At 41.2% G+C, this 12594-nt stretch carries 14 protein-coding genes; 5 read left to right on the top strand and 9 right to left on the bottom strand.

Annotated features, from left to right (window positions below; translation table 11 throughout):
• Window positions 1-60 precede the first annotated feature (60 nt).
• A complete protein-coding gene (locus tag HXT48_RS06615) occupies window positions 61-564 on the bottom strand; it encodes a hypothetical protein (RefSeq protein ID WP_012913773.1) in 504 nt (167 codons plus the stop codon).
• A gap of 193 nt (window positions 565-757) precedes the next feature.
• On the opposite strand from HXT48_RS06615, the gene HXT48_RS06610 reads away from it, so the two are divergent.
• Entirely contained in the window at window positions 758-1498 is a 741-nt protein-coding gene (locus HXT48_RS06610) for a response regulator transcription factor (RefSeq protein WP_012913774.1), read from the top strand.
• A complete protein-coding gene (locus HXT48_RS06605; protein WP_012913775.1) occupies window positions 1492-2709 on the top strand; it encodes a histidine kinase dimerization/phosphoacceptor domain-containing protein in 1218 nt (405 codons plus the stop codon). Before HXT48_RS06610 ends, HXT48_RS06605 begins: the two co-directional genes overlap by 7 nt.
• Window positions 2710-2747: 38 nt before the next feature.
• Here HXT48_RS06605 and HXT48_RS06600 read toward each other — a convergent pair whose 3' ends face one another.
• Window positions 2748-3008 carry a hypothetical protein gene (locus HXT48_RS06600; RefSeq protein WP_012913776.1) on the bottom strand — a complete coding sequence of 87 codons (261 nt, stop codon included), beginning with the start codon at window positions 3006-3008 and terminating at the stop codon, window positions 2748-2750.
• Between the two features lie 189 nt (window positions 3009-3197).
• Window positions 3198-3410: a hypothetical protein gene (locus HXT48_RS06595; protein WP_004109881.1), complete on the bottom strand. Its 213-nt coding sequence runs from the start codon at window positions 3408-3410 to the stop codon at window positions 3198-3200.
• Window positions 3411-3860: 450 nt separating this feature from the next.
• Between HXT48_RS06595 and HXT48_RS06590 the strand changes: the two genes are divergently transcribed.
• Both HXT48_RS06590 and HXT48_RS06585 read left to right on the top strand, forming a co-directional pair.
• A complete protein-coding gene (locus tag HXT48_RS06590) occupies window positions 3861-4100 on the top strand; it encodes a type II toxin-antitoxin system RelE/ParE family toxin (protein WP_219705551.1) in 240 nt (79 codons plus the stop codon).
• Complete coding sequence (locus HXT48_RS06585) at window positions 4094-4381, top strand: addiction module antidote protein (RefSeq protein ID WP_421793044.1); 288 nt, start codon at window positions 4094-4096, stop codon at window positions 4379-4381. Before HXT48_RS06590 ends, HXT48_RS06585 begins: the two co-directional genes overlap by 7 nt.
• A gap of 211 nt (window positions 4382-4592) precedes the next feature.
• Here HXT48_RS06585 and HXT48_RS06580 read toward each other — a convergent pair whose 3' ends face one another.
• The 5 genes from HXT48_RS06580 to nrdH all read right to left on the bottom strand — a co-directional run bounded on the left by HXT48_RS06580 (window position 4593) and on the right by nrdH (window position 9791).
• Window positions 4593-5186 carry a hypothetical protein gene (locus HXT48_RS06580; protein ID WP_004109871.1) on the bottom strand — a complete coding sequence of 198 codons (594 nt, stop codon included), beginning with the start codon at window positions 5184-5186 and terminating at the stop codon, window positions 4593-4595.
• A 367-nt stretch (window positions 5187-5553) separates the two neighbouring features.
• A complete protein-coding gene (gene nrdF / locus HXT48_RS06575; RefSeq protein WP_012913780.1) occupies window positions 5554-6633 on the bottom strand; it encodes a class 1b ribonucleoside-diphosphate reductase subunit beta in 1080 nt (359 codons plus the stop codon).
• 82 nt (window positions 6634-6715) lie between these two features.
• A complete protein-coding gene (gene nrdE / locus HXT48_RS06570; RefSeq protein WP_421793043.1) occupies window positions 6716-8941 on the bottom strand; it encodes a class 1b ribonucleoside-diphosphate reductase subunit alpha in 2226 nt (741 codons plus the stop codon).
• A gap of 85 nt (window positions 8942-9026) precedes the next feature.
• Window positions 9027-9527, bottom strand: coding sequence for a class Ib ribonucleoside-diphosphate reductase assembly flavoprotein NrdI (gene nrdI / locus HXT48_RS06565; RefSeq protein WP_004109846.1), 501 nt, complete (start codon window positions 9525-9527; stop codon window positions 9027-9029).
• Window positions 9528-9530: 3 nt separating this feature from the next.
• A complete protein-coding gene (gene nrdH, locus HXT48_RS06560; protein ID WP_012913782.1) occupies window positions 9531-9791 on the bottom strand; it encodes a glutaredoxin-like protein NrdH in 261 nt (86 codons plus the stop codon).
• A 425-nt stretch (window positions 9792-10216) separates the two neighbouring features.
• Here nrdH and gndA point away from each other — a divergent pair, with 425 nt between their 5' ends.
• Window positions 10217-11671, top strand: coding sequence for an NADP-dependent phosphogluconate dehydrogenase (gene gndA, locus HXT48_RS06555; protein WP_421793042.1), 1455 nt, complete (start codon window positions 10217-10219; stop codon window positions 11669-11671).
• 98 nt (window positions 11672-11769) lie between these two features.
• On the opposite strand, the gene pgl is transcribed toward gndA, so the two are convergent.
• Complete coding sequence (gene pgl / locus HXT48_RS06550) at window positions 11770-12594, bottom strand: 6-phosphogluconolactonase (protein WP_102155482.1); 825 nt, start codon at window positions 12592-12594, stop codon at window positions 11770-11772.

The raw sequence follows: 12594 nt of genomic DNA, 5'->3' as shown, positions 1-12594 counted from the left end.
ATGATGTACTCAAAACTTAATACTCAACGTAATGGTAGATTGCCAATAAGTCTTAAATCTTTACAAATCGCTTTCATCAATAGGGTGACCTTGTGGACGCTTTATTACTCGCCACAAAATCACCAATGTTAAGACGCCATTTGCAATTCCGTAGTAATAAATCCAAGGAACGTGAATAAGCCCACAAATAAAGCATGAAATAATATTTGTTAAATTATTTAGATAATTACTAAGTATTTGCTTATTTTGTGATTCGACTTTTTTGCGTTTTTGCTCAAGAGTTGTTATGTAATCTTTGTTGTTTTCTATATTCTCAACATCACTACTTATGCTGTTAGCGCCTGCGCCGTTAAGATTAGATATATTATTTCCTATATACGCATTTTTTGCTTTAATAACGCTTTTGCGCAAGAAAAAATATGCATAAGAATACAATGCAACAGAAAGAAGTCCTAAAACAAGCCACAAAACGAAAAAGCCAAAGCTACGCATAAAAGCAGCTGTTGAGGCAAGTGCCATCGCAGCTACTTCTGCGGAGTGCAATACTACTAATCGTTTTGTCATATAATCCTGCTGCAATCAATATTGAAAATGAATTTTCAACGCAACTAAAAGCTGCATATTGTTACTTATTATAATCACATTTGACTTACATGCATTACTTGTAATCATTTATTACTACACGATTTGCCCTACTTTGCGCATGCTTATAAAGTAGAATATAAGAAAAGTAGCATAAGATTGCAAGAAAGCCATTATGCAAAAAACGTATGCAATAGTAGATAACGACCCACTAGTTTTAGCGGTTATGCGAAACGTGCTCAGCAAGCTTTTGCCAAGCGAGTACGTGTGCAAATGGTGCGTAAAATCAGGCGTGCAAGCTTTGAAATATTGCCAAGTAACAAAAACGACTCCGGATTATATTTTGATTGATATGTCAATGAAAGACATGTCTGGAGTAGAGGTAATACGCGCAATTCGCGAGAAAAACAATAACATTATTTTAATTGGTATGACTTCGTATGACTGTAGATCCTACGCTTCGTCAGTAGCGCAAGTTGGTGGGCAGGCAATGGTTGCTAAAGACAATTTCAAAGGACTAGCAGAAGCTTTGCAATATTGCGATAATCAGAAGGTGTATGGCTGCCGATGTGTTAGAGATGTTGCTTACGATTTTGCTACTCCGCAAGAATCTTTTATTAGGCTTTCTAAATCAAGGTCGCGTAGCGTTTTGCCGCCTCAAGAACTAAAAATCATGGATCTGCTCTCTAAAGGTTGCACAACAAATCAGATTGCGGCTCAACTTGGTCTTATGCCAAACACTATTAACACGCATATTCATAGGATTTACAAAAAATTGCATGTTTCTAACCGAGTGCAAGCAATATCCGCGTTTGCTGCAATGCAAAATCGTGAGCAAACTAGCAATCTGCAATATTTTAATAATTCGCTTCAGAATCATCCGAATCCTTCTCAAGAAACGGATAACGCATGTTAATGAAAACATTTTCGCGCGTTATTGAGTTGGTTAAAAGCTGGAAAATTCAGCGAACTTTATTCATAATATTGGCGATTCTTGTAGTGTCAATGGATGTGCAATCGTGCAATACAGCTGGGCTGTGGCATAACCCGCAGCAATCTGCGTGTCAATACGTTTGGATGTTTGCAATATTTCTTTTGATTGCTTTTCCGCGTCAAGTATCACTCGTAACTCCGATTTTGTATTGCGTAACGTTAGCAGTACCAGGTGTAAATGCAACTTGCGTGCTTTTTGCGCTGATTGCTAGCATGTTTGTTGCAGGCTTTTATGATTCGTGGAAGTATTTGCTTTGTGCGTACATAGTTTCGCTGAATATTATGTACTTTGCAAAAATTGCGTACATTTCGCTTACTTTTCCTTGTTTTATTCTTATTTCCATGATTTGTGGTTACGTTTTGCGCAAATATTTGAACATGTTGGAAGAAAATAATCGCGCAAAAATGGATATTGTACGGAGTAAGTTCCAGTCTTATATTGCGTCGGTTGCGTTGCAATTGCATGACGATGTGAACAATGAGATTACGGATATTACACTGCTTGCAACGGATGCTTTATATGCTAAGAACAATGAACATACAAAAGAATCGTTAGAGCAGATTATTGAACATTCGCGTAATGCACTTTCCAAAGCGAGACTTGTTATCAGCCTGCTTGAGCAAACTGAACAAAAGTATGATGATTCTTTAGATTCAAATATTGCTAGTACGCAGTTTGTTTATAGTTCTAATAGCAATGATTGCATGAATTTGGCTGATTTCTTATGCAATATTCGTGCGCGTTTACAGGCTGAACGGCAAATTTGTGAGCAGCTTGGGTACTATGGTTCTCTAACAGTGGTTGATAAAAGTTCGGGGAGTGGTGATTTTGCTGCATCTGCAACTGTTAGTACTGAAAAAGCTCAATGTGCTATTCGCATGTGCAGTGAGTTGCTTACTAATATTCGTAAGCATTGCAGTACTAGCGTTGACTTTTCTATGAACGTTACTGTTGATGAGCGAGAATGCAAAATAATGTGTATGAATTCGTTGTCGAATAAGTTTGGTGGAAGACTTGTTTTTGGCAAAGGACTACTATTCCACAAAAAATCCGTGGAACGTTTAGGTGGATCTTTAAACGCGCAAAAAGATGATGATGCATGGTTGGTCAATGTTGTTATTCCGCTAAACTAGTATCAATCAGACTCTCGCTTTATCGTGGTTAATTTACGCTACCTGTCCTCTTCAAGACCAGCAGTGAATTTTTCTGCTAAGATGTGAAAGCCTTCTAAATATTCTTCATAACCATCGGCAATAATCGCATCGTCATGAACTACAAACTTATTATTTTCTAACACTACATACTTGGTAAAGAATTGCTCAAGCTCTGCAGCCAATTTATCAAAATCTTCTTCAGAAAGATTATCGTCATCGTTACTAATATTTGCTGCAGCAGATGGATTCCAATTTTTTACTCCAAAATCTTGACTCATGACATTCCTTCTTCTTAATGTAATCTATGAATATTGCATATTAGCATCTTAGACAGTAACCGAAAAGTTACTGATAAATAAAAACAACCAAATAGGATTAAAATCTACCGTAATATAACTTAGAAAATATGAAATAGAAGATTAGCGAAGTGCTGTGTGCATTTCGCTAATCTTCATGAAATAAATTGTTCAATAACGATTATCAGGTATAAAGGCACGTGCAAAAGCAACAATAAGTGTAAAAACAAATGTTTCAATCCACCTATTTGGAGATGAAATGTAAGCAATTGTATTGCCACTAAATATTGCAAAAATTCCAAGCAAGCCAATAAATGTTAACGGCATATAAGTAGCTTCTCGTTTGATAAGTCGCTTAAAATAAGCCAAGATTTGCTTTTTCATAATGATTTACCTACCACTGGTTGCGACACATTGTCACTGTTGTAACTACTGCAGCTACTGTCTTTGCTAAGCACTTCACCGCATAACTCCTTTACTTAAAACGCTATTTTGCTGCACAAATAAATTGTGCAATGGATCTCAGTGTAATAAAAAAATACTGTCATGTAATCAGCTGTAACTATTTTTAGCGACACAGTAAAATTGGCAATACTTGTAATTGTTATTTTTGGCTCAGTAGAAATTTTATGCTGCAAAAATCAACCCAAACACATACGTTATAGTGGCAGAAATTGCAAAATTAGCAAAAACTGTCACGATAACTGATATGATTGTTTACTTATATTGCAAAACTGTATCCTACAGGATAAAATACTTTTATGGAGATACTTAAAACAGATGAGTATCGCAATTGGATGAAAAAACTTTCGCGGTACTCAATCTAAAGCTCGAATTAACGCGAGGCTGAGATTATGTGAAATTGCAGGTAAGCCAGTAGGTGATTTACATCCAGTTTGCAATGGTATTAGTGAACTGCGTTTCACTTTTGGACCAGGGTATCGTGTGTATTTTGCACAAAAAGGCTTAAAACTAATGCTATTACTTGCTGGTGGAGATAAAAGTAGTCAAAGTAAAGATATTAAGCAAGCGAAGATACTTCTCGCACAATTAATTGAGGAGAAAAAATGGTAAATATAAGTAAATGGGATGCGAGTGAGTATCTTGAGGACGATGATGATGTTATTGCGTATCTCAATGCTGCAGCAGAACTTAACGATCCTCGCTTGTTGCAAGCTGCTATAGGCGATATTGCAAAAGCTCGAGGCATGAAAGAGATTGCTCAAAAAGCTGAGGTTGGAAGGGAAAGCCTTTACAAAAGCCTAAGACGAGATGGCAATCCTAGCTTTCAAACTATTGCGAAAGTTGTTCGAGCGTTAGGTGGAGGCATTGCAATAGAACCAGCAAATGCGTGACATACCAAGTTATCGTGGCAGTTTTGCTAATTTTGCAATTTTTGCCACGATAACTCGTATAGCATAGCGACTGTGCAATTAAAGTTATGCGATACAGTCGCGTAATCAGTTAAAAAATATTGCCTGTTCATCAACGATATTGATGAACAGGCAATATTTTCAAGACAACAAAATTTGGAAACTAATCTAAGTTATATTGCTAAATCGTTTACTATTTTGCTACGTCAAGAACTACTAAACGTTGTCCGCCATAAGTTCTGGCATCGAGACAAGTTTGAATAAAGTAAGCAGATTTAGGGAATTGCTCAACGTACTCTTTGAATACTTTTAGCAACTTATCCGAGCTTCCGCCACCCTCAAAGTCTTTATAATCCGCCACTTTGTAATCTTTGCCGTTTAATTTAACTGGCATGCCTTTTTGGAGTTTCTTTAATAAGATGCCTGAACTGTTCAAACGGTCTACAACCATATAATGGCCAGTGTTAACCTGGAACCAGTCGTCTTGAAGAGTCCAGTGATAGAAAGCATCTTTAACGTAAGCCAACTGATCAGGATAAGCGTCCCAAATAACGCGTTTAGTTTCACCTAGGGCTTCCAAAGTCCCTTCTTGTCCCTTTACAAAAGCTTCGGCGATTTTCTCTTTTGAGGCTTTTTTGATTGGTTTTGAATGTTTTTTGGTAGAATGACGGCTTATTTTTGTTGGTACTGGTTTGTTTGCTTCGGAGTTACCGCAGGCTGCTAGCCCCACTAGCGAGCTGAAGAGCACTACAACACAAAGTAATTTTTTATAAGTCATTTTCCCCATAAATGGATTTCTTTCTTCTTGTAGATGCGTCTAACGGATGTTAGTCATCTTTATAAACTTGAACTCCAACTTTAGTGCCTGCTCAGTTCAGTTCAAAAATCTTGGTTTGAACGTGAGTAGGAAGTGATAATCGCTGCCGATTTTTGCATAAACGAATCAACAAGACCAGTTCCTTTTCACATAGTGTACCATAAAGGCTGAGTGACCTGTGTTGCTTTCTGACTTTTTAGCTTTTTATATAGACTCTATTTAGCTGCAATAATTAACCTAACTAAATTAAAATTGGTTAACTAATTAAATTAATTAGTTAACCAATCAGTTAGTTATTCAGTTATTCAGCAAATCAGTTAGTAAATCAACTATTTGATTAGAAATCCCAATCATCGTCGTCGGTTTCAACTGACTTGCCCATAATGTAGCTGGAACCAGAGCCGGAGAAGAAGTCGTGATTTTCGTCGGCTGCAGGAGAAAGAGCAGCGAGAATTTCTGGGCTTACGTGAGTTTCTTCTTCGCTGTACTTAGCAGGGTAGCCAAGGTTCATTAAAGCTTTGTTAGCGTTGTAACGCACGAAGTCAAAAACGTCATCGTGGAAGTCAAATCCTTCATAAATCTGACCAGAATACTCAACTTCCAGATCATACAAAGTGTCGAGCAAGTTCATAGTGAACTTTTCAAGATTCTTCTTATCGTTCTCGCTTCTAAGCTCCAAACCGCGCTGGAACTTGTAGCCCGAATAATAGCCGTGAATTGCCTTATCGCGCAAAATCAAGCGAATCATATCGGCAGTGTTCATCATCTTGCCGCGAGAAGCAAAGTAAAGCGGAAGATAGAATCCCGCGTAAAGAAGCAACGAAGAAAGCATAGTTGCAGCAATCTTGCGCTTAAGCGGATCTTCGCTCTCATACTCGCAAAGCACAGTGGTGACGCGCTGCTGCAAAACGTCGTTGCCAACAGCCCAACGATAAGCTTCGTCAATCTCTTCGCTAGAGCAAAGAGTAGAGAAAATAGAGGAGTAGGAGCGAGCGTGAATCGACTGCATAAAAGCAATATTCGTGTAAATAGCCTGCTCGTGCTCCGTGCGAGCGTGCTCAATCTGGCAAAGCTCGCCAATAGTTGCCTGGCTGGTATCAAGCAAAGTCAAGCCTGTAAAAACGCGAGTAGTGGTCTTGCGCTCAAGATCGGTGAGGGAACGCCAAGAAGGAATATCGTTGCTCAGCGGAACCTTTTCTGGAAGCCAGAAGTTAGCAATAAGGCGATTCCAAACGTCCAAATCCTTGTCGTCAACAATATTATTCCAATTAACTGGGCGTACGCGCGATCCGTGATGGTAGCGGTACTGAGATGGTGTGATAGAAGCTGCCATCATAGCGTCATCTGCGATTACGCGATTTGTGCCGAAAGGCTTATCGAGGCTACTTCTAAGCTCGGTTGGGCTGAGTTCTGTCATTATTACTCCTGATTCTGTGTTTACGTTTTATAAAATTTTTAAGTTTTTGATTTGGCGTGCGAAAAATTCACAGCGTTACGACTTACAGCGTGCAGCTTACGCAACCTTCGATTTCCGTACCTTCCAAAGCCTTCTGGCGAATACGAATGTAGTAAAGAGTCTTAATGCCCTTACGCCATGCGTAAATCTGAGCCTTGTTCAAATCGCGAGTAGTCGTAGTGTCTGGGAAGAACAAAGTAAGCGACAATCCTTGATCCACATGCTGAGTTGCTTCGGCATAAGTGTCAATAATTGCCTTCCAGCCAATCTCATAGGCGTCCTTAAAGTACTGCATATTGTCGTTCGTCATGTATGCAGCAGGGTAGTAGACGCGTCCAACCTTGCCTTCTTTGCGAATCTCAATGCGAGAAGCAATCGGGTGGATTGAACTTGTGGAATGGTTGATGTACGAGATTGAGCCAGTTGGAGGAACAGCTTGCAAATACTCGTTGTAAATGCCATCGCTCAAAATCTCGTCGCGCAACTGCTCCCAATCGCTGACGGTTGGAATCGCAACGTTAAAACGGGCAAACAAATCGCGAACTTTTTGAGTTTTAGGCTCAAGCGAGCGGCTGCCATCTGTGTACTTATCGAAGTAGTTGCCTTTTCCTGCAGGCTTAGCGTAAGCGCTCGTCTTAAAGTTTGCAAAAGCGTGGCCGCGCTCTACAGCCAAAGCGTGAGAAGCCTTATAAGCGTGGTAAGCAACCGTCATAAAGTACATGTCTGTAAAGTCAAGAGCTTCCTCGCTTCCGTACTGCATGTGTTCACGCGCAAGGAAACCGTGCAAATTCATTTGACCCAAGCCAATAGCGTGACCTTCCGCGTTACCGCGACGAATCGAAGGCACAGAATCAATAGAAGTATGCTCCGAAACAGAAGTGAGCGCACGCACAGCCAAATCAACGCTTGTGTCCAAGTCGCCATCCATTGCCTTAGCGATATTAAGAGAGCCAAGATTGCAAGAAATATCGCGACCAACGTGGCTATAAGACAAGTCGGCGTTATAAGTGCTTGCTTCCTGAGTTTGCAAAATCTCAGAGCACAAGTTGCTCATAGTAATGCGACCCTCAATAGGATTCGTGCGATTCACAGTATCCTCAAACAAAATGTAAGGATAGCCAGACTCGAACTGAATTTCTGCAATCGTCATAAAGAATTCGCGAGCGTCGATGTACTTCTTGTGAATACGAGGATTTGCAACCATCTCATCGTAATGCTCGGTAACAGAAATATCTGCAAAAGGCTTGCCATATTCGCGCTCAACATCGTAAGGACTAAACAAAGCCATCTTTTCCTTACGCTTAGCAAGCTCGAAAGTAATATCTGGAATCACAACACCCAAAGAAAGCGACTTAATGCGAATCTTCTCGTCTGCGTTCTCGCGCTTAGTATCGAGGAAACGCATAATATCTGGGTGATGCGCGCTAATATACACTGCACCTGCACCCTGTCGAGCGCCAAGCTGATTAGCGTAAGAGAATGAATCTTCCAAAAGCTTCATAACAGGCACAACGCCACTCGACTGATTCTCGATTCGCTTAATAGGAGCGCCAAGTTCGCGCAAATTCGTAAGAAGCAGAGCCACGCCGCCGCCGCGCTTAGAAAGTTGCAAAGCAGAATTAATTCCGCGCGCAATAGACTCCATGTTGTCTTCCAAACGCACAAGGAAGCAGCTCACAGCTTCGCCGCGCTGAGCTTTGCCAAGATTCAAGAACGTTGGGGTTGCTGGCTGGAAACGGCCTGCAAGCATCTCGTCCAAATAGTTAAGCGCTGCTTTTTCATCGCCGTCTGCGAGTTCCAAAGCGACTGCAGCTGCGCGCTGAGCGAAGTTTTCCAAATACTTCTTTCCGTCAAAAGTCTTCAAAGCGTAAGAAGTGTAGAACTTAAAAGCACCCAAGAATGTACCGAAAGTGTGGTGAGCGGCTTCTGCGTGCTCATAGAACTTATCTAGAAACTCGTCGCTATATTTGTGGAAAACGTTGCCGTTGTAGTAGTAATTGTCAATCAAATAGTTCAAGCGCTCGCGAGTGGAAGCAAACTTCATGCTGTGTTCTTGCACGTAACCCGAAACATAAAGCTTTTCTGCTTCCTGATCTTTATCAAACTGAATGCCTTTTTCTGGGTCAAAAAGACCGAGCATAGCGTTAAGAACATGGTAGTCGCGGCTGTTGCGGATGCGCTCTGCTGTTGTACTGGCAGTTGCGCTTGCAGAATCAGTGTGATCAAGATTAAGCGAAGTAGATTCGCTCATCGGATCCGTGCTATTCATGGGGTTTGTTCCTTTCTTCATGCGTTATTTTTGCTTTTTTAAACGCTTTTTGTTTTGTTTCTTTTACTTATTTCGTTTGTTTTGTTTATTTTGTTTCTTCTGTTTCTTTGAGTTGTTTTAAAAATCTCGGTATGCCCTGCGCTACTTTTTCTATATCTTCTGCAGTTCCCGTAAGTTCAAACGAGTACATATTTGGGATTCCACACTTTCCTGCAATTTGATCACCTGCAGCGCAATATGCTTCTCCAAAATTCGTATTTCCGGAAGAAATTACTCCGCGAATAAACGAACGATTTTCGCGATTATTTAAGAATTTGCGAACTTGCATCGGTATTGCTTTCGCAATATTTCCACCGCCGTAAGTTGGAACAATCAAAACATACGGTTCGCGCACGTTTAATTCCGGTTCTTTAGGACGAAGCGGTATGCGATATACGTTCACGTTATTGCTTGGAAAATCGCAATTTTGCACAAATCTTAACGTATTTTCGGAAACTGAGGAAAAGTAGACTACAGCTCCGATTGATTCACCTTGTGCGCTAGATTCTGGTTCGCTTTGTTGTGTTATATTTTCTTGCTCACACATTTCTTATGCTTCTTTTGCTGCCTCTGCGGAAGTTCCAAGTTTATCCGCAATTTGCGCAATTAAATCTGGACGGTACCCACTCCAGGATGCGTCGGGAGCAATGACTACTGGAGCTTGACGGTATCCTGCATTTTTTAACTGTTCGAGTGATTCGGGGCTTTTTGACAAGTCTACAGTTTCGAAGTTCACGCCAAGTTTTGTGAACTGTCGCTTAGTTGCATCACACTGTGGGCAATGAGGTTTAGTAAACACTGTGATAGTCATTTCAATCTCCTCTGGTGATGGGGAATTTTGCAATTCCGTGTTGTATCGACAAAAGCCAAGTAGTTAGCTTACTCTGAATAAGCACTATTTATAGTGGTGTGTCGACTGTGTAAACACTATATATAGTTATTATTAAAATAGCTAAAAATAGCGTGTTTGTAAGCGTGTCGTGTTTTATGAAGTAAATATGAGCTTAGTTTTAACGATTAAAAATGTAATTTATTTCACAAAATTTATATTTAAAACTACTTAACTTGCACATTGTTAAGCCTTGTGCATATCCGCCTATAAAATTATTAAGTGCGTTTCTTGAAGGGGCGTAACGCAAAATAAAAAATTGTGTATTTTGTAGATAATGCAGATTGCTTGGGTGCGCAAAGCATGCGTGCAAATAACAAAACAAGTACAAGATAAGAGGTGTCATTATGACTCAAGCTCAGGCAAATATTGGTGTTGTTGGTTTGGCTGCCATGGGTTCGAATTTAGCGCGTAATCTTGCGCATCATGGAAATACAGTAGCTGTTTACAATCGTCATTATTCGCGCACTGAAACTTTAATGAATGAGCATGGCAGTGAAGGTGCTTTTGTGCCTTCAAAAACTGTTGAAGAATTTGTGGCTTCTCTCAAGCGTCCGCGCACCGCAATCATTATGGTAAAAGCTGGTGCTCCTACGGATGCTGTTATTGAAGAACTTGCAAATGCTATGGAGCCTGGAGATATTATCGTCGACGGCGGAAACTCTTATTTTGAAGATACGATTCGCAGAGAGCGTGACATTCGCGCGCGTGGTCTTCATTACGTTGGTTGCGGTGTTTCTGGTGGCGAAGAAGGTGCTTTGCGTGGTCCTTCGATGATGCCTGGTGGCACTGAGGAATCTTGGAAGACTCTTGGTCCTATTTTGGAGTCTATTGCTGCTGTTGCTGAAGGTGAGCCTTGCGTAACGCATATTGGTACCGATGGTGCTGGTCATTTTGTGAAGATGGTTCACAATGGCATCGAGTACTCGGATATGCAGCTTATTGCCGAAAGCTACGATTTAATGCTTCGCGGTTTGGGCATGAAGTCCGACGAAATCGCGGATGTGTTTAGCGAGTGGAATAAGGGCGAGCTTGATTCTTATTTGATTGAGATTACTGCGGATGTGCTTCGCCAGAAGGATGCTAAGACTGGTAAGCCTTTGGTTGAGATGATGGTGGATCATGCTGGCATGAAGGGCACTGGTACTTGGACTGTACAATCTGCGCTTTCGCTTGGCATACCAGTTACGGGTATCGCTGAAGCCGTGTTTGCTCGCGGACTTTCCAGTCAGGTTGCTTTGCGAGAAGCTGCCGAAAGTCAAGGTTTGACTGGTCCGGATGTGCATTTTGATTTGAACGATGCTGAGCGTAAGGCGTTTATTGAGGATATTCGCCAAGCCTTGTACGCTTCTAAGATTGTTTCTTATGCTCAGGGATTCGACGAGATTGCTGCTGCTGCAATTGAGCATGATTGGAAGATTGACCAGGCTGCGGTTGCTCGCATTTGGCGTGGCGGATGCATTATTCGTGCTCAGTTCTTGAACCGCGTTTCTGAGGCTTTTGAGTCCGGCGAAGCAAGCGTTTCTTTGCTTTTTGCTCCTTACTTTAAGGATGCAATTGAAAAGTCTCAAGCTGCTTGGCGTCGTGTTATTGCGCGTGCAGTTGAGCATGGTGTGCCTGTGCCAGCATTCTCTAGCTTGCTTGCATACTACGATGGTTTGTGTTCTAAGCGTTTGCCGGCTTCGCTTATTCAGGCTCAGCGTGATTTCTTCGGTGCTCATACTTACGGTCGTATTGACGAGCCAGGCGTATTCCACACTTTGTGGGCAGATCCTAATCGCCCAGAAGTAAAGCAAGATTAAAAAATAATATTTAGAGATAACAGACCTTTGCATTATTATGCAGGGGTCTGTTATTTATTGTTCTGAGTATTATGCATGTTGCTAGAAAGCTATGAAAGCTACTTAATTGCAGCTTGCAAAGTTTCTGCGGTGGTTAGCCAAGAGATTTCGTCTGTTCCGTTTGCAAAAGACGCAGGATATTCAGGATTATTAGCTCCCGAAAGTGAATTCATTAAAGCAGCGCCCTTTTCTGCTCCGGCAGTCAAAAACCAAGTGCAGCGACTGTGAGCTAATACAGGAACAGTAAGAGTTAAGCGCATAGGCGGCAACTTAGGGGAGTGATTTACTCCAACAACAATGCGATCGCGATTATTAACCTGCGGTAATCCTGGGAAAAGTGAAGCCATATGCGCATCCGGACCCATACCGAGAATTGCTAAATCAAACACTGGCTCTTTGCCAAATATGCTCACAATTTCTTCCTCATAGTCGCGCGCTGCAGCATCTAAAATAGCGTCATTTTCAGCGTCGCTGGCTGCTGCAATTTCCTCCGCGCTACGCTCGTCTGCAGGCATCTCGTGAATATGAGATTCTGCCAAAGCTTTGTTAGAAGTAAGTAAGTTAAGACACATTTCGCGAGCCTTGCGCGCGTTGCGATCCTCGCTATCATAAGCTACGAAACGCTCATCTGCCCACCAAATATGCACTAAATTCCAATTAATTGCTGGTAAAAGTGGATTGCTAACAAGCATTTGGAACATGCGTATTGAATCTGTACCACCAGTAAGAAGTAAATGGAATGGTTTATTGAGATTTTGCACATTATTTTGTGATTCCATAATAAGCGTTACTAGGCGTTGTGCTGCAACAGCTGCAAGTACATCGCGATTATCGTATCCGTAAATACTTGCGTTATGCGCAAAAGTAACTTCATTATTTGTCAT

This window comes from Gardnerella sp. KA00127, assembly GCF_049244125.1.
Classification (GTDB): domain Bacteria; phylum Actinomycetota; class Actinomycetes; order Actinomycetales; family Bifidobacteriaceae; genus Bifidobacterium; species Bifidobacterium swidsinskii.
The sequence above is the reverse complement of the archived record's forward strand: the minus strand, read 5'-3'. Positions and strand labels throughout refer to the sequence as shown.

Coding starts and splice junctions, on each gene's coding strand:
- HXT48_RS06595 (WP_004109881.1), bottom strand. CDS start 3,410: ATGAAAAAGCAAATCTTGGCTTATTTTAAGCGACTTATCAAACGAGAA.
- nrdH (WP_012913782.1), bottom strand. CDS start 9,791: ATGACTATCACAGTGTTTACTAAACCTCATTGCCCACAGTGTGATGCA.
- HXT48_RS06580 (WP_004109871.1), bottom strand. CDS start 5,186: ATGGGGAAAATGACTTATAAAAAATTACTTTGTGTTGTAGTGCTCTTC.
- nrdI (WP_004109846.1), bottom strand. CDS start 9,527: ATGTGTGAGCAAGAAAATATAACACAACAAAGCGAACCAGAATCTAGC.
- nrdE (WP_421793043.1), bottom strand. CDS start 8,941: ATGAATAGCACGGATCCGATGAGCGAATCTACTTCGCTTAATCTTGAT.
- HXT48_RS06610 (WP_012913774.1), top strand. CDS start 758: ATGCAAAAAACGTATGCAATAGTAGATAACGACCCACTAGTTTTAGCG.
- pgl (WP_102155482.1), bottom strand. CDS start 12,594: ATGACAAATAATGAAGTTACTTTTGCGCATAACGCAAGTATTTACGGA.
- HXT48_RS06585 (WP_421793044.1), top strand. CDS start 4,094: ATGGTAAATATAAGTAAATGGGATGCGAGTGAGTATCTTGAGGACGAT.
- HXT48_RS06605 (WP_012913775.1), top strand. CDS start 1,492: ATGTTAATGAAAACATTTTCGCGCGTTATTGAGTTGGTTAAAAGCTGG.
- nrdF (WP_012913780.1), bottom strand. CDS start 6,633: ATGACAGAACTCAGCCCAACCGAGCTTAGAAGTAGCCTCGATAAGCCT.
- HXT48_RS06615 (WP_012913773.1), bottom strand. CDS start 564: ATGACAAAACGATTAGTAGTATTGCACTCCGCAGAAGTAGCTGCGATG.
- HXT48_RS06600 (WP_012913776.1), bottom strand. CDS start 3,008: ATGAGTCAAGATTTTGGAGTAAAAAATTGGAATCCATCTGCTGCAGCA.
- gndA (WP_421793042.1), top strand. CDS start 10,217: ATGACTCAAGCTCAGGCAAATATTGGTGTTGTTGGTTTGGCTGCCATG.